The organism is Pseudomonas mandelii (genome assembly GCF_024138395.1).
GTDB lineage: Bacteria > Pseudomonadota > Gammaproteobacteria > Pseudomonadales > Pseudomonadaceae > Aquipseudomonas > Aquipseudomonas mandelii_E.
The window spans coordinates 26,464-41,335 of sequence record NZ_JAMYDU010000005.1 but is presented as its reverse complement, the minus strand read 5'-3'; the positions used below and the strand labels follow the sequence as shown (position 1 = coordinate 41,335).

General features: G+C 56.3%; 19 protein-coding genes. 1 reads left to right on the top strand and 18 read right to left on the bottom strand.

Annotation, left to right across the window (positions count from 1 at the left end; genetic code table 11):
* Window positions 1–2 precede the first annotated feature (2 nt).
* A complete protein-coding gene (locus NHU87_RS10680; RefSeq protein ID WP_253548099.1) occupies window positions 3–1,400 on the bottom strand; it encodes an MFS transporter in 1,398 nt (465 codons plus the stop codon).
* 191 nt (window positions 1,401–1,591) lie between these two features.
* On the opposite strand from NHU87_RS10680, the gene uvrA reads away from it, so the two are divergent.
* The gene (uvrA, locus tag NHU87_RS10675) at window positions 1,592–4,426 is read left to right on the top strand and encodes an excinuclease ABC subunit UvrA (protein WP_253548097.1); all 2,835 of its coding nucleotides are present in this window, start codon (window positions 1,592–1,594) and stop codon (window positions 4,424–4,426) included.
* 170 nt (window positions 4,427–4,596) lie between these two features.
* On the opposite strand, the gene bfr is transcribed toward uvrA, so the two are convergent.
* The 17 genes from bfr to rplE form a co-directional block, all read right to left on the bottom strand.
* Window positions 4,597–5,061 (bottom strand): bacterioferritin, encoded by a 465-nt coding sequence (gene bfr, locus NHU87_RS10670; protein WP_253548095.1) that lies wholly within the window; start codon window positions 5,059–5,061, stop codon window positions 4,597–4,599.
* A 155-nt stretch (window positions 5,062–5,216) separates the two neighbouring features.
* Complete coding sequence (locus tag NHU87_RS10665) at window positions 5,217–6,665, bottom strand: catalase (protein WP_253548093.1); 1,449 nt, start codon at window positions 6,663–6,665, stop codon at window positions 5,217–5,219.
* Window positions 6,666–6,904: 239 nt separating this feature from the next.
* A complete protein-coding gene (gene rplQ, locus NHU87_RS10660) occupies window positions 6,905–7,291 on the bottom strand; it encodes a 50S ribosomal protein L17 (protein WP_007896790.1) in 387 nt (128 codons plus the stop codon).
* 42 nt (window positions 7,292–7,333) lie between these two features.
* Complete coding sequence (locus tag NHU87_RS10655; RefSeq protein WP_003186012.1) at window positions 7,334–8,335, bottom strand: DNA-directed RNA polymerase subunit alpha; 1,002 nt, start codon at window positions 8,333–8,335, stop codon at window positions 7,334–7,336.
* 22 nt (window positions 8,336–8,357) lie between these two features.
* On the bottom strand, window positions 8,358–8,978 hold the full coding sequence (rpsD, locus tag NHU87_RS10650) for a 30S ribosomal protein S4 (RefSeq protein WP_003176404.1): 621 nt from the start codon (window positions 8,976–8,978) through the stop codon (window positions 8,358–8,360).
* 18 nt (window positions 8,979–8,996) lie between these two features.
* Window positions 8,997–9,386: a 30S ribosomal protein S11 gene (rpsK, locus tag NHU87_RS10645; protein ID WP_002555466.1), complete on the bottom strand. Its 390-nt coding sequence runs from the start codon at window positions 9,384–9,386 to the stop codon at window positions 8,997–8,999.
* Window positions 9,387–9,416: 30 nt separating this feature from the next.
* Window positions 9,417–9,773, bottom strand: coding sequence for a 30S ribosomal protein S13 (gene rpsM, locus NHU87_RS10640; protein ID WP_003186020.1), 357 nt, complete (start codon window positions 9,771–9,773; stop codon window positions 9,417–9,419).
* 130 nt (window positions 9,774–9,903) lie between these two features.
* Window positions 9,904–10,020, bottom strand: coding sequence for a 50S ribosomal protein L36 (rpmJ, locus tag NHU87_RS10635; RefSeq protein ID WP_002555468.1), 117 nt, complete (start codon window positions 10,018–10,020; stop codon window positions 9,904–9,906).
* A gap of 27 nt (window positions 10,021–10,047) precedes the next feature.
* On the bottom strand, window positions 10,048–11,376 hold the full coding sequence (secY, locus tag NHU87_RS10630; RefSeq protein ID WP_007896784.1) for a preprotein translocase subunit SecY: 1,329 nt from the start codon (window positions 11,374–11,376) through the stop codon (window positions 10,048–10,050).
* Entirely contained in the window at window positions 11,377–11,814 is a 438-nt protein-coding gene (gene rplO, locus NHU87_RS10625) for a 50S ribosomal protein L15 (protein WP_007896782.1), read from the bottom strand.
* A 3-nt stretch (window positions 11,815–11,817) separates the two neighbouring features.
* Window positions 11,818–11,994 carry a 50S ribosomal protein L30 gene (gene rpmD, locus NHU87_RS10620; protein WP_003186033.1) on the bottom strand — a complete coding sequence of 59 codons (177 nt, stop codon included), beginning with the start codon at window positions 11,992–11,994 and terminating at the stop codon, window positions 11,818–11,820.
* Window positions 11,995–11,996: 2 nt separating this feature from the next.
* A complete protein-coding gene (gene rpsE, locus NHU87_RS10615; protein ID WP_003186035.1) occupies window positions 11,997–12,497 on the bottom strand; it encodes a 30S ribosomal protein S5 in 501 nt (166 codons plus the stop codon).
* 3 nt (window positions 12,498–12,500) lie between these two features.
* Window positions 12,501–12,851, bottom strand: a complete 351-nt coding sequence (gene rplR, locus NHU87_RS10610) for a 50S ribosomal protein L18 (RefSeq protein WP_003186037.1) — start codon at window positions 12,849–12,851, stop codon at window positions 12,501–12,503.
* Between the two features lie 10 nt (window positions 12,852–12,861).
* The gene (gene rplF, locus NHU87_RS10605) at window positions 12,862–13,395 is read right to left on the bottom strand and encodes a 50S ribosomal protein L6 (RefSeq protein ID WP_003176412.1); all 534 of its coding nucleotides are present in this window, start codon (window positions 13,393–13,395) and stop codon (window positions 12,862–12,864) included.
* A 12-nt stretch (window positions 13,396–13,407) separates the two neighbouring features.
* Window positions 13,408–13,800 carry a 30S ribosomal protein S8 gene (rpsH, locus tag NHU87_RS10600; RefSeq protein WP_003186040.1) on the bottom strand — a complete coding sequence of 131 codons (393 nt, stop codon included), beginning with the start codon at window positions 13,798–13,800 and terminating at the stop codon, window positions 13,408–13,410.
* A 210-nt stretch (window positions 13,801–14,010) separates the two neighbouring features.
* Window positions 14,011–14,316, bottom strand: coding sequence for a 30S ribosomal protein S14 (rpsN, locus tag NHU87_RS10595; protein ID WP_003176414.1), 306 nt, complete (start codon window positions 14,314–14,316; stop codon window positions 14,011–14,013).
* Window positions 14,317–14,329: 13 nt separating this feature from the next.
* On the bottom strand, window positions 14,330–14,869 hold the full coding sequence (gene rplE / locus NHU87_RS10590) for a 50S ribosomal protein L5 (RefSeq protein ID WP_003176415.1): 540 nt from the start codon (window positions 14,867–14,869) through the stop codon (window positions 14,330–14,332).
* Between the last annotated feature and the right edge of the window lie 3 nt (window positions 14,870–14,872).

The window sequence follows — 14,872 nt, the reverse complement described above, 5'->3', positions numbered from 1 at the left end:
TCCTAGGCTTCGCACGCTGCCGCGGCCGGGTTATTCACCAGACGCTCCAGGGTAGTGCGATCCAATAATTCGGTGTCCAGTTTGATGTAAATCGCCGCTTCATCGGCAACCACGATTGCATCGGTTACTCCAACGACGGCCTTCAGGCGCTCGATCAGGCCAGCTTCACGAATCGCTTCGGGCGACAACGGCAAGCGCAGGCTCGTCACATACGGAGGTTCCCGCATGGTAACAGCAAAGACTAGCCAAAGTGCAGCCAGGCCGGCGCATCCGAGGAATACAACCGACAAACCGCCGTGCTGGAACATCCAGCCGCCGAGGATCCCGCCCAGTGCCGAACCGAGGAACTGACTGGTGGAATAAACCCCCATCGCCGTGCCCTTGCCGCCTGCCGGTGAAACCTTGCTGATCAGCGATGGCAAGGAGGCTTCCAGCAGATTGAACGCGGTGAAGAACACCACCGTGCCGATTACCAGAGCCCGCAAGCTGTCGCCGAACTGCCAGAAGAATAGCTCAGTGAACATCAGCGTCACGACGGCACCGAGCAAAACTCGTTTCATTTTGCGTCTCTTCTCGCCGTAGATAATGAACGGGATCATGGCGAAGAAGGAAATCAGTAGCGCGGTCAGGTAGACCCACCAGTGCTGCTCTTTGGGCAGCCCGGCTTTTTCGACCAGGGCCAGGGGCAATGCCACGAAGCTCGACATCAACATCGCATGCAACACAAAAATGCCCAGGTCCAGGCGCAGCAGGTCCGGGTGCTTGAGTGTCGGTATCAACGCCTGGCGCGCGACGCCGGACTCGCGGTGCTGCAACGGCCCGGTTGCACGCGGCACCATGAACATCACGATGACGATGCCGACCAGCGCCATGCCACCGGTGGCGAAGAACAACCCGGACAGACCGAAGACACGGGTCAGCAATGGTCCTACAACCATGGCGACAGCGAACGACAGACCAATCGTCATGCCGATCATGGCCATGGCTTTGGTCCGATGCTGTTCCCGGGTCAGGTCTGACAGCAACGCCATGACCGCCGCGGAAATCGCCCCTGCGCCTTGCAGGATCCGTCCGGCGATGACGCCCCAGATCGAATCGGCATTGGCCGCCAGCACGCTCCCCAGGGCGAAGATGATCAGCCCCAGGTAAATCACCGGACGGCGACCGATGCGGTCGGAAATGAAGCCAAAAGGAATCTGAAAGATCGCCTGGGTCAGGCCGTAAGCGCCAATCGCCAACCCGATGAGGGCCGGGGTCGCTCCTGCCAGGTCCATCCCATAGGTCGCCAGAACCGGCAACACCATGAACATGCCAAGCATACGGAAGGCGAACACCAGGGCCAGACCGCTTGCTGCGCGGGTCTCACTGCCACTCATGCGTTCGCTGTGGGGATCGTGCATGGAAAAACCTCATGTGAACCGGCGGCGATTCTACCAGTCCCATCGATTGACGGGGTATATCGCGACGCTATGACGCGCACAGATGACGCAGTCTTCATGCAACGCTGCGCACCCCGCATTTGATAGTGTGCATCCATCCAGTATTTGGCCGTATACTCCTACGTTTTCGACGCCCGCCGAGCGAGGCCACTTTGGACAAGATCCTGATTCGTGGGGCCCGAACCCACAACCTGAAGAACATCGACCTGACCCTGCCACGGGACAAACTGATCGTTATCACTGGCCTGTCCGGATCCGGCAAGTCGTCCCTGGCTTTCGACACTCTGTACGCCGAAGGCCAGCGCCGTTATGTCGAATCGCTGTCGGCCTACGCCCGGCAGTTCCTGTCGATGATGGAAAAACCTGACGTCGACACCATTGAAGGCCTGTCGCCAGCGATCTCCATCGAACAGAAGTCGACCTCGCACAACCCGCGCTCGACGGTTGGCACCATTACCGAAATCTACGATTACCTGCGCCTGCTCTACGCTCGCGTCGGTATTCCGCGCTGCCCGGACCACGACATTCCGCTGGAAGCCCAGACCGTCAGCCAGATGGTCGACCTGGTGCTGGCACAACCGGAGGGCAGCAAATTAATGCTGCTGGCCCCGGTGATCCGCGAGCGCAAAGGCGAGCACCTCTCGGTCTTCGAAGAACTGCGCGCCCAGGGTTTTGTGCGGGCCCGCGTCAATGGCAGGCTCTGCGAGCTGGACGAGTTGCCGAAGCTGGATAAACAGAAGAAGCACTCGATCGATGTCGTGGTCGACCGCTTCAAGGTCCGCGCCGATCTGCAACAGCGATTGGCTGAGTCGTTCGAGACTGCGTTGAAACTGGCGGACGGCATCGCCCTCGTTGCGCCGATGGATGACGAGCCCGGCGAAGAAATCATCTTCTCCGCGCGCTTTGCCTGCCCGATCTGTGGCCACGCCATCAGCGAGCTGGAACCCAAGCTATTCTCCTTCAACAACCCGGCCGGCGCCTGCCCGACGTGCGATGGTCTGGGGGTTAAACAGTTCTTCGACACCAAACGACTGGTGAACGGTGAACTGACCTTGGCCGAAGGCGCTATTCGCGGCTGGGACCGGCGCAACGTCTATTACTTCCAGATGCTCGGGTCGCTGGCCTCGCACTACAAATTCAGCCTTGAAATGCCGTTCAATGACCTGCCGGCCGATCAGCAGAAGTTCATCCTGCACGGCAGTGGCTCGCAGAACGTCGACTTCAAATACCTGAACGACCGTGGCGACATCGTCAAACGTTCACACCCGTTCGAAGGCATCGTGCCGAACCTGGAACGCCGCTACCGCGAAACCGAATCGGCTTCGGTCCGTGAAGAGCTGGCCAAGTTCCTCAGCACCCAACCCTGCCCGGATTGCCGCGGCACCCGTCTGCGTCGCGAGGCGCGACACGTGTGGGTTGGCGAGAAGACCTTGCCAGCGGTAACCAACCTGCCGATCGGCGACGCCTGTGAATATTTCGGCGTGCTGAAACTGACCGGTCGCCGTGGCGAGATCGCCGACAAGATTCTCAAGGAAATCCGCGAGCGCCTGCAGTTTCTGGTCAATGTCGGCCTGGACTACCTGTCGCTGGATCGCAGTGCCGATACGCTGTCGGGCGGTGAGGCCCAACGGATACGTCTGGCCAGTCAGATTGGCGCCGGCCTGGTGGGGGTTCTGTACATCCTCGATGAACCGTCGATCGGTCTGCACCAGCGCGATAACGACCGATTGCTGGGCACCCTCAAGCACTTGCGCGACATCGGCAACACGGTAATCGTGGTCGAGCACGACGAAGACGCGATTCGTCTGGCCGATTATGTGGTGGATATCGGCCCGGGCGCGGGTGTGCACGGTGGGCATATCGTCGCCGAAGGGACACCGGCCGAGGTCATGGCTCACCCTGATTCGCTAACCGGCAAGTACCTGTCGGGCCGGGTAAAGATCGCAGTTCCAGCCAAGCGCACGCCGCGTAACAAGAAGTTGTCGTTGGCCCTCAAAGGCGCTCGCGGCAACAACTTGCGCAACGTCGACCTGGAAATTCCGATCGGTCTGCTGACCTGCGTGACCGGTGTCTCCGGTTCGGGCAAATCAACGCTGATCAACAACACGCTGTTTCCTTTGAGCGCCACCGCACTCAATGGCGCAACGACCCTGGAAGCTGCAGCTCACGACAACATCAAAGGTCTGGAGCATCTGGATAAGGTCGTCGACATTGACCAGAGCCCGATCGGTCGCACGCCACGTTCCAACCCCGCAACCTACACCGGGCTGTTCACGCCGATACGCGAATTGTTCGCCGGTGTGCCGGAATCCCGCTCCCGAGGTTATGGGCCGGGGCGCTTCTCCTTCAACGTGAAAGGGGGACGCTGCGAAGCTTGTCAGGGCGATGGCCTGATCAAAGTGGAAATGCACTTCCTGCCGGACATCTATGTCCCGTGCGACGTCTGCAAGAGCAAGCGCTACAACCGCGAAACTCTGGAGATCAAGTACAAGGGCAAGAGCATCCACGAGACCCTCGAGATGACCATCGAGGAAGCCCGGGTGTTCTTCGACGCCGTCCCAGCCTTGGCGCGCAAGCTTCAGACGTTGATGGACGTAGGCCTTTCGTACATCAAGCTGGGGCAATCGGCGACGACGCTGTCCGGCGGTGAAGCCCAGCGGGTGAAGCTGTCTCGCGAGCTGTCCAAGCGCGATACCGGCAAGACGCTGTACATCCTCGATGAGCCGACCACCGGCCTGCACTTTGCGGATATCCAGCAACTGCTCGACGTGTTGCATCGTCTGCGCGATCACGGCAATACCGTGGTAGTAATCGAGCACAACCTGGACGTGATCAAGACCGCCGACTGGTTGGTGGACCTGGGGCCGGAAGGTGGTTCCAAAGGTGGCCAGATCATTGCCGTCGGTACACCGGAGGAAGTGTCCGAGATGAAGCAGTCTCACACTGGCTTCTACCTGAAACCGCTGCTGGCTCGCGACAGGGCCTGAATCAGGGCCACGAAAAAGCCCCTGTCACTTCATCGGTGACAGGGGCTTTTTTGTGCGTATCTGTAGGAGCGAGGCTTGCCCGCGAAGGCCTCACCTCGGTCCGGCTGTGCACCGCGGCGATCCCTTCGCGGGCAATGGCTAGGCGCCCCCCCCCTGCTCCTACAACAGCATCAGAACTGCGATTGCAGATAGTTTTCCAGACCAATCAGTTTGATCAGACCCAGCTGCTTCTCGAGCCAGTAGGTGTGATCTTCTTCGGTATCGGCCAGCTGAATGCGCAGGATCTCGCGGCTGACGTAATCCTTGTGCAGCTCGCAAAGCTCGATGCCCTTGCACAGAGCTGCGCGAACTTTGTATTCCAGACGCAGGTCGGCGGCGAGCATGTCAGGCACAGTGGCGCCGACATCCAGATCGTCCGGACGCATACGCGGGGTACCTTCGAGCATGAGGATCCGACGCATCAAGGCGTCAGCGTGTTGCGCCTCTTCTTCCATCTCGTGGTTGATACGTTCGTAGAGCTCGGTGAAACCCCAGTCCTCGTACATCCGCGAATGGATGAAATATTGATCACGAGCTGCCAGTTCGCCTGTCAGCAACGTGTTGAGGTAATCGATTACGTCTGGGTGACCTTGCATCGCCCTACATCTCCCTGCTTTAAAGTCTGTAGTTTGAACCAACCTGACCGGAAGGTCACTCGCCAGACGCTATAAAAGCGAAGATATTCTTAGAAAAGCAGCTTAAATAACGCAAAAACCGCCCAAATGAGGGCGGTTCTGCTTATCGTTTAGACTTAGTTAAGCTGTACGTTGAGCGCCTTTGCGATTGCTTCTCCATACGCCGGATCGGCCTTGAAGAAATGCTGCAATTGGCGATCAACCACATCGCTGGAAACACCAGCCATCGCGCCGGCAATGTTGTTGACCAGCAAGGCCTTCTGCTCATCACTCATCAGGCGGAACAGCGCACCGGCGTGGCTGTAGTAGTCGGTGTCTTCGCGATGATCGTAACGATCAGCCGCGCCGCTCAAGGCCAACGCAGGTTCCGCGTAGCGCGGTGCCTGTTTCGGTGATTCTACGTAGCTGTTCGGCTCGTAGTTCGGTGCTGCACCACCATTGGCCCCCAATGCCATGGAGCCATCGCGCTGGTAAGTGTTGACTGGGTTGCGAGGCGCATTTACCGGCAGTTGCTGGTGATTGGTGCCAACACGGTAGCGGTGGGCATCAGCGTAAGCGAACACGCGACCTTGCAACATGCGGTCAGGCGACAGACCGACACCCGGGACCATATTGCTCGGACCGAACGCCGCCTGCTCGACTTCAGCGAAGTAGTTCAGCGGATTACGGTTGAGCTCCAACTCACCCACTTCGATCAGCGGAAACTCTTTCTGCGACCAGGTTTTGGTCACGTCAAACGGGTTCTCGTAATGAGCCTCGGCCTGGGCCTCGGTCATGATCTGGATATTGACACTCCATTTCGGGAAATCACCGCGCTCAATGGCGCCAAACAGGTCACGTTGTGCGTAATCCGGATCGGTACCCGCCAGGCGCGCTGCTTCTGCGGGGGCGAGGTTCTTGATCCCTTGTTTGGTTTTGTAGTGCCACTTCACCCAGTGACGTTCGCCATTGGCGTTGATCAGGCTGTAGGTGTGGCTACCGAAGCCGTGCATGTGACGATAACCATCAGGGATACCGCGATCCGAGAACAAAATGGTGACTTGGTGCAACGCCTCAGGCGAATGCGACCAGAAATCCCACATCATCTGCGCGCTTTTCAGGTTGCTTTGCGGCAGACGCTTCTGGGTATGGATAAAGTCAGGGAATTTCAGCGGATCACGGATGAAGAACACCGGCGTGTTGTTACCGACGATGTCCCAGTTGCCTTCCTCTGTGTAGAACTTCAGGGCAAAACCGCGTGGATCACGCTCGGTGTCGGCCGAACCGCGTTCGCCGCCCACAGTGGAGAATCGCAGGAAGGTCGGGGTTTGTTTGCCGACGGATTCAAATAGCTTGGCACTGGTGTACTGAGTGATATCGCGCGTTACGGTGAATGTACCGTAAGCACCCGAACCTTTGGCGTGTACACGACGCTCAGGAATGTTTTCACGGTTGAAGTGCGCAAGCTTCTCGATCAGGTGGAAATCGTCGAGCAACAAAGGGCCACGAGGGCCGGCGGAGCGGGAATTCTGGTTGTCGGCGACAGGAGCGCCACTGGCGGTCGTAAGCGTTTTGTTTTGGCTCATGCGATCTCATCCTCTGTCAGTTTTGGAACTGCCGGCTAATCGGCGTGGGAGGGAGTATTGACCATCAACCATGACACCTACAAATTCATTAATTTGCAGATATCAATAGAAAAATACTACCAACAATCCCGCTCATATACTGAAGTTATGAACCGCAAGGAAGCTTGTACAAACAGCGCGTTTCTTAGACGCACAAAAAACCGGGCACTAGGCCCGGTTCTTTGTTTCAGACTGACGTCTTACTCAGCGGATACAGCTTCACCGCCGACAGGACGATCAACCAACTCGACGTACGCCATAGGCGCGTTGTCGCCAGTGCGGAAGCCGCACTTGAGGATGCGCAGGTAGCCACCCTCACGGGTAGCATAACGCTTGCCCAGGTCGTTGAAGAGCTTACCAACGATAGCTTTCGAACGAGTACGGTCGAAAGCCAGACGGCGGTTAGCCAGACTGTCTGTCTTGGCCAAAGTGATCAGCGGCTCAGCAACGCGGCGCAGTTCTTTGGCTTTTGGCAGTGTAGTTTTGATCAGCTCGTGCTCGAACAGCGACACCGCCATGTTTTGAAACATGGCCTTGCGGTGCGAGCTGGTGCGGCTCAGGTGACGACCACTTTTACGATGACGCATGGTTCATTCCTTACCAAACACTACGTTCGGTGATTACGACGATCAGGCAGTCGCCTTGTCGTCCTTCTTAAGACTTGCAGGCGGCCAGTTGTCGAGGCGCATGCCGAGGGACAGACCGCGGGAGGCCAGAACGTCCTTGATTTCAGTCAAGGATTTCTTGCCAAGGTTCGGAGTCTTCAACAGCTCTACTTCGGTACGCTGAATCAGGTCACCGATGTAGTAGATGTTTTCCGCCTTAAGGCAGTTAGCCGAACGTACAGTCAGTTCCAGATCGTCAACCGGGCGAAGCAGGATCGGATCGATCTCGTCTTCCTGCTCGACAACCACTGGCTCACTGTCACCTTTGAGATCGACGAACGCAGCCAACTGCTGTTGCAGAATGGTTGCAGCACGGCGGATAGCCTCTTCAGGATCCAGGGTACCGTTGGTTTCCAGATCAATAACCAGCTTGTCCAGGTTAGTACGCTGTTCGACACGGGCGTTTTCCACCACGTATGCGATACGGCGAACCGGGCTGAACGAAGAGTCAAGCTGCAAGCGACCGATGCTGCGGCTTTCGTCTTCATCGCTCTGACGCGAGTCTGCCGGTTCATAACCACGACCACGAGCTACAGTGAGCTTCATGTTCAGGGCGCCGTTAGACGCCAGGTTAGCGATTACGTGATCGGGGTTAACGATCTCGACATCATGATCCAGCTGAATATCGGCAGCGGTAACCACCCCCGAACCCTTCTTCGACAAGGTCAGCGTAACTTCGTCTCGACCGTGCAGCTTGATAGCCAGACCTTTAAGGTTCAACAGGATTTCAATTACGTCTTCCTGTACACCTTCGATGGCGCTGTACTCATGGAGCACACCGTCAATCTCGGCCTCGACTACTGCACAGCCGGGCATTGAGGACAACAGGATGCGGCGCAGCGCGTTGCCCAGGGTGTGGCCAAAACCACGCTCGAGAGGCTCGAGAGTGATCTTGGCGCGGGTTGGACTGACAACCTGCACATCAATATGGCGGGGTGTCAGGAACTCATTTACCGAAATCTGCATGGATGCACCTATTTTCTAGCCCTTACTTGGAGTAGAGCTCGACAATCAGGCTTTCGTTGATGTCGGCGGACAGATCACTGCGAGCAGGAACGTTCTTGAAAACGCCCGACTTCTTCTCAGTGTCTACTTCTACCCATTCTACGCGGCCACGTTGGGCACACAGATCGAGAGCTTGGACAATGCGAAGTTGGTTCTTTGCTTTCTCGCGAACTGCGACCACGTCACCAGCACGAACCTGGTAAGACGGAACGTTTACGGTCTGACCGTTAACGCTGATCGACTTGTGCGATACCAGCTGACGGGATTCGGCACGAGTAGAGCCAAAACCCATACGGTATACAACGTTGTCCAGACGGCATTCGAGCAGTTGCAACAGGTTTTCGCCAGTTGCGCCTTTCTTGCCAGCAGCTTCTTTGTAGTAGCCGCTGAATTGACGCTCGAGAACGCCGTAGATACGACGGACCTTCTGCTTTTCACGCAGTTGGGTGCCGTAATCGGACTGGCGACCGCGGCGTTGGCCGTGGATACCAGGTGCTGCTTCGATGTTGCACTTCGATTCGATCGCGCGCACGCCGCTCTTCAGAAAGAGATCGGTGCCTTCACGACGAGCGAGTTTGCATTTTGGACCAATGTAACGAGCCATTCTTTACAATCTCCTGGATTACACGCGGCGCTTCTTCGGCGGACGGCACCCGTTGTGCGGGATTGGCGTCACGTCGGTGATGCTGGCGATCTTGTAGCCACAGCCGTTCAAAGCGCGGACTGCGGATTCACGACCTGGGCCTGGACCTTTGACGTTAACGTCGAGGTTTTTCAGGCCGTATTCCAGCGCAGCTTGACCAGCACGTTCAGCAGCTACTTGAGCAGCGAACGGGGTGGACTTGCGGGAACCGCGGAAACCCGAACCACCAGAGGTAGCCCAGGAAAGAGCGTTGCCTTGACGGTCGGTGATGGTCACGATTGTGTTGTTAAAAGAAGCATGGATGTGGGCGATGCCATCAACCACTGTCTTTTTAACTTTTTTACGAGGACGAGCAGCAGGTTTAGCCATGATTAATTTCCTGTCGATTCGCTGGGGCGATTACTTGCGGATCGGCTTACGCGGACCTTTACGGGTACGCGCGTTAGTCTTGGTACGCTGACCGCGTACTGGAAGACCACGACGATGACGCAGACCGCGATAGCAACCGAGGTCCATCAAACGCTTGATTTTCATGTTGATTTCGCGACGCAGGTCACCTTCAGTGGTGAACTTCGCCACTTCGCCACGCAGCTGTTCAATCTGCTCGTCGCTCAGATCTTTGATCTTTGCGGCTGGGTTTACCCCAGTCACTGCACAAATTTTCTGTGCAGTAGTGCGACCAACACCATAGATGTAGGTCAGCGAGATAACAGTATGCTTGTTATCTGGAATGTTAACGCCTGCAATACGGGCCATTCAGTGGGACTCCAATTGACAGCTACCTACGCCCCGGAAGCCAAGAAATAGGGCGCGAGATAATATCGCTGTAATAACAAATAATCAACCCGGCAGCGCACTAGCTGCCGGGCTTGAAGCACAATCACACTCAGCCTTGGCGCTGTTTGTGACGCGGTTCCGCGCTGCAAATTACTCGAACAACACCTTCGCGGCGAATAATCTTGCAGTTACGGCACAGCTTTTTCACCGATGCACGAACTTTCATCACCAACTCCTCGAACCTTATGGGTACTCAGCGCAACATGCCGCTGCCGTAACCCTTCAGGTTGGCTTTCTTCATCAGGGATTCGTACTGGTGCGAAACGAGGTGCGATTGTACTTGGGACATGAAGTCCATCACAACCACGACGACGATCAGCAACGAGGTCCCGCCAAGGTAGAACGGAACGTTTGCCGCAACCACCAGGAACTGGGGCAACAGACACACGGCCGTCATATATAGAGCACCGAACAGGGTCAAACGAGTCAGAACGCCATCAATGTAGCGCGCAGACTGCTCACCTGGACGGATGCCCGGAATAAAGGCACCGGACTTCTTCAGGTTTTCCGCTACGTCTTTCGGATTGAACATCAACGCCGTATAGAAGAAGCAGAAGAAAATAATCCCTGCACTAAACAGCAGAATATTCAACGGCTGACCAGGAGCGATCGACTGCGAGATGTCCTGCAGCCAGCCCATACCTTCAGACTGACCGAACCAGGTACCCAACGAAGCCGGGAACAGCAAAATGCTGCTCGCGAAAATGGCCGGAATAACACCGGCCATGTTCACCTTCAACGGCAAGTGGCTAGTCTGCGCAGCAAAGACCTTACGGCCCTGCTGACGCTTGGCGTAATGAACAGCAATACGACGCTGACCACGCTCAATGAACACCACGAAACCGATAATCGCTACTGCCAGCAAACCGATGGCAACCAGGGCAAAAATGTTGATATCACCCTGACGCGCAGACTCGAAAGACTGCCCGATCGCTCTCGGAAGACCGGCGACGATACCTGCGAAAATCAACATCGAGATACCGTTGCCAACACCACGCTCAGTAATCTGCTCACCCAGCCACATCATGAACATCGCACCAGCCACAAACGTGGATACCGCGACGAAATGGAAGCCAAAGTCACCAGTGAACGCAACGCCCTGCCCTGCCAGACCAATGGACATGCCAATTGCCTGAACAAGAGCGAGGACGACAGTGCCGTAGCGGGTGTACTGAGCAATCTTGCGACGCCCAGCTTCACCTTCCTTCTTCAACTGTTCCAGCTGCGGGCTGACGGCGGTCATCAGCTGCATGATGATCGATGCCGAAATGTACGGCATGATCCCCAGTGCAAAGATGCTCATCCGTTCCAGCGCGCCGCCGGAAAACATGTTGAACAAGCTAAGAATGGTCCCCTCATTCTGTCGAAACAGGTCCGCGAGTCGGTCCGGGTTGATACCTGGAACCGGGATGTGTGCGCCTATTCGGTAGACGATAATCGCCAAGAATAGAAAACGCAGACGAGCCCAAAGTTCAGACATACCGCCTTTGCCGAGCGCAGAGAGAGCACCTTGCTTAGCCATTTATTCCTCGAACTTGCCGCCAGCTGCTTCGATAGCCGCACGCGCACCTTTGGTGGCGCCGATTCCCTTTCCGATGGTGACAGCGCGAGTAACTTCGCCGGACAGCATGATTTTCACACGCTGAACGTTGACGTTGATCACGTTGGCATCTTTCAGGGACTGCACGGTGACGATGTCGCCTTCCACTTTAGCCAGCTCGGACAAACGCACTTCTGCGCGATCCATGGCCTTCAGGGAAACGAAACCGAACTTCGGCAGGCGACGATGCAGCGGCTGTTGACCGCCTTCAAAGCCTGGAGCAATGGTGCCACCGGAGCGGGAGGACTGACCTTTGTGGCCACGGCCACCGGTCTTGCCCAAACCACTACCGATACCACGGCCCGGACGATGCTTTTCGCGACGGGAACCCGGCGCTGGACTCAGATCATTGAGTTTCATCGATTAACCCTCGACACGCAGCATGTAGTAAGCCTTGTTGATCATCCCGCGATTCTCGGGAGTATCAAGTACTTCTACAGTGTGACCGATGCGACGCAGACCCAGACCCTTAACGCACAGTTTGTGGTTAGGGATGCGGCCGGTCATGCTTTTGATCAGCGTAACTTTAACGGTAGCCATGATCAGAAGATCTCCTTGACGCTTTTGCCACGCTTGGCGGCAATGGATTCAGGAGACTGCATAGCTTTCAAACCTTTGAAAGTGGCGTGAACCACGTTTACCGGGTTAGTCGAGCCGTAGCACTTGGCCAGAACGTTCTGAACGCCAGCAACTTCGAGGACAGCACGCATAGCGCCGCCAGCGATGATACCGGTACCTTCAGAAGCAGGCTGCATGTACACCTTCGAAGCGCCATGGGCGGACTTCATTGCGTACTGCAGGGTGGTGCCGTTCAGATCAACTTGGATCATGTTGCGGCGAGCAGCTTCCATTGCCTTCTGGATCGCAGCAGGCACTTCACGCGACTTGCCACGGCCGAAGCCAACACGCCCTTTACCATCACCAACCACGGTCAACGCGGTGAAAGTGAAGATACGGCCGCCTTTAACGGTTTTGGCTACGCGGTTAACTTGAACCAGCTTCTCGATGTAGCCTTCGTCGCGCTTTTGGTCGTTATTTGACATAACTTAGAACTCCAGCCCAGCTTCACGAGCAGCATCAGCCAGCGCCTTGACGCGGCCGTGGTACTTGAAGCCAGAGCGGTCGAAAGCCACCTGCGAGACGCCAGCGGCTTTAGCACGCGTAGCGACCAGCTGGCCAACCTTAGTGGCCGCGTCGATGTTGCCAGTGGCGCCATCACGCAGTTCTTTATCCAAAGTCGAGGCACTTGCCAGGACTTTGTTGCCGTCGGCCGAAATGACCTGGGCGTAGATGTGCTGCGACGAGCGGAACACGCAGAGACGCACGACTTCGAGTTCGTGCATTTTCAGGCGTGCTTTGCGAGCGCGACGCAGTCGAGTAACTTTTTTGTCGGTCATTTGCTATGCCCTACTTCTTCTTGGCTTCTTTACGACGGACGACTTCGTCCGCGTAGCGCACACCTTTGCCTTTGTACGGCTCTGGTGGACGGAAGTCGCGGATCTCGGCGGCCACTTGACCTACCAGCTGCTTATCGATGCCCTTGATCAGGATATCGGTCTGGCTAGGAGTCTCAGCGGTGATGCCTTCCGGCAGTTCATAATCCACTGGGTGCGAGAAGCCAAGAGCCAGGTTCAGCACTGTGCCTTTTGCTTGCGCTTTGTAACCAACACCGACCAGCTGGAGCTTGCGCTCGAAGCCTTGGCTTACGCCTTGGACCATGTTGTTAACCAACGCACGAGTGGTACCAGCCATTGCGCGAGTTTGTTGATCGCCATTGCGAGCAGCGAAACGCAGCTCACCAGCTTCTTCAACGATCTCAACGGACGAATGGATGTTCAGTTCGAGAGTACCCTTGGCACCCTTCACCGAAAGCTGTTGGCCTGCGAATTTGACTTCGACACCGGCTGGCAGCTTAACGGGGTTCTTAGCGACGCGTGACATGCTTATCCCCCCTTAGAACACAGTGCAAAGAACTTCGCCGCCGACACCGGCAGCGCGCGCAGCACGATCCGTCATCACACCTTTGTTGGTGGAGACGATAGACACACCGAGACCGCCACGAACTTTTGGCAGATCATCGACGGACTTGTACTGACGCAGGCCTGGACGGCTAACGCGCTTCACTTCTTCGATGACCGGACGGCCTTCGAAGTACTTCAGCTCGATGGACAGCAGTGGCTTGATTTCGCTGCTGATCTGATAACCCGCAATGTAACCTTCGTCCTTCAGGACTTTGGCAACAGCTACCTTCAAAGTAGAAGATGGCATGCTTACGACGGACTTTTCAGCCATCTGGGCATTACGGATTCGAGTTAGCATGTCCGCTAACGGGTCCTGCATACTCATGGGCTAGACGCTCCTAATACACAAAAAATTAGCCTTGCGGCTACTACGTGTCGCCGAGTACATCCGCGCGAAAAAAGCACGGGCTCAGGCGAGCCGGGTATTCTAGACACACCCCACAAATGAATCAAGCCCCAATAGGGGCTTGATTCAAGTTCAAGGTCACCGGCGGTCAGGATCTTGCGATCCCGAACACCGAGACTTTGATAGTGCTTACCAGCTGGCTTTAACCAGACCAGGTACGTCACCACGCATTGCAGCTTCACGCAGTTTGTTACGGCCGAGGCCGAACTTGCGGTAAACGCCGTGTGGACGACCGGTCAGGCGGCAGCGGTTACGCATGCGCGAGGCGCTTGCGTCACGTGGCTGCTTCTGCAGAGCTACTGTAGCTTCCCAACGCGCTTCTGGACTTGCGTTCAGATCAACGATGATAGCTTTCAGTGCTGCACGCTTTTTGGCGTACTTGGCAACCGTGAGCTGACGCTTCAGCTCGCGGTTTTTCATGCTCATCTTGGCCATTTTCCTACTCCAATCAGTTGCGGAACGGGAATTTGAAAGCGCGCAGCAGAGCGCGACCTTCATCATCGTTCTTGGCAGTGGTGGTCAGGGTAATGTCCAGACCGCGGAGAGCATCGATCTTGTCGTAGTCGATTTCCGGGAAGATGATCTGCTCTTTAACGCCCATGCTGTAGTTACCACGACCATCGAAGGACTTGGCATTCAGGCCGCGGAAGTCGCGTACCCGAGGCAGGGAGATCGACAGCAGACGATCCAGGAATTCGTACATACGCTCACGGCGCAGGGTCACCTTGACGCCGATCGGCCAACCTTCACGGACTTTAAAGCCAGCGATGGATTTCCGAGCGTAAGTCACAACGACTTTCTGACCGGTGATCTTTTCCAGGTCGGCAACAGCGTGCTCGATGACTTTTTTGTCACCGACCGCTTCGCCCAGACCCATGTTCAGGGTGATTTTGGTAACGCGTGGAACTTCCATCACGTTCGAAAGCTTAAGTTCTTCCTTAAGCTTCGGTGCGATTTCCTTCCAGTAAATCTCTTTTAGTCGTGCCATGGT

Excerpts from the sequence above, each read along its gene's own strand:
- NHU87_RS10680 (WP_253548099.1), bottom strand. The coding sequence starts at position 1,400 with ATGCACGATCCCCACAGCGAACGCATGAGTGGCAGTGAGACCCGCGCA.
- bfr (WP_253548095.1), bottom strand. The coding sequence starts at position 5,061 with ATGCAAGGTCACCCAGACGTAATCGATTACCTCAACACGTTGCTGACA.
- NHU87_RS10665 (WP_253548093.1), bottom strand. The coding sequence starts at position 6,665 with ATGAGCCAAAACAAAACGCTTACGACCGCCAGTGGCGCTCCTGTCGCC.
- rplQ (WP_007896790.1), bottom strand. The coding sequence starts at position 7,291 with ATGCGTCATCGTAAAAGTGGTCGTCACCTGAGCCGCACCAGCTCGCAC.
- NHU87_RS10655 (WP_003186012.1), bottom strand. The coding sequence starts at position 8,335 with ATGCAGATTTCGGTAAATGAGTTCCTGACACCCCGCCATATTGATGTG.
- rpsD (WP_003176404.1), bottom strand. The coding sequence starts at position 8,978 with ATGGCTCGTTACATTGGTCCAAAATGCAAACTCGCTCGTCGTGAAGGC.
- rpsK (WP_002555466.1), bottom strand. The coding sequence starts at position 9,386 with ATGGCTAAACCTGCTGCTCGTCCTCGTAAAAAAGTTAAAAAGACAGTG.
- rpsM (WP_003186020.1), bottom strand. The coding sequence starts at position 9,773 with ATGGCCCGTATTGCAGGCGTTAACATTCCAGATAACAAGCATACTGTT.
- rpmJ (WP_002555468.1), bottom strand. The coding sequence starts at position 10,020 with ATGAAAGTTCGTGCATCGGTGAAAAAGCTGTGCCGTAACTGCAAGATT.
- secY (WP_007896784.1), bottom strand. The coding sequence starts at position 11,376 with ATGGCTAAGCAAGGTGCTCTCTCTGCGCTCGGCAAAGGCGGTATGTCT.
- rplO (WP_007896782.1), bottom strand. The coding sequence starts at position 11,814 with ATGAAACTCAATGATCTGAGTCCAGCGCCGGGTTCCCGTCGCGAAAAG.
- rpmD (WP_003186033.1), bottom strand. The coding sequence starts at position 11,994 with ATGGCTACCGTTAAAGTTACGCTGATCAAAAGCATGACCGGCCGCATC.
- rpsE (WP_003186035.1), bottom strand. The coding sequence starts at position 12,497 with ATGTCAAATAACGACCAAAAGCGCGACGAAGGCTACATCGAGAAGCTG.
- rplR (WP_003186037.1), bottom strand. The coding sequence starts at position 12,851 with ATGACCGACAAAAAAGTTACTCGACTGCGTCGCGCTCGCAAAGCACGC.
- rplF (WP_003176412.1), bottom strand. The coding sequence starts at position 13,395 with ATGTCACGCGTCGCTAAGAACCCCGTTAAGCTGCCAGCCGGTGTCGAA.
- rpsH (WP_003186040.1), bottom strand. The coding sequence starts at position 13,800 with ATGAGTATGCAGGACCCGTTAGCGGACATGCTAACTCGAATCCGTAAT.
- rpsN (WP_003176414.1), bottom strand. The coding sequence starts at position 14,316 with ATGGCCAAGATGAGCATGAAAAACCGCGAGCTGAAGCGTCAGCTCACG.
- rplE (WP_003176415.1), bottom strand. The coding sequence starts at position 14,869 with ATGGCACGACTAAAAGAGATTTACTGGAAGGAAATCGCACCGAAGCTT.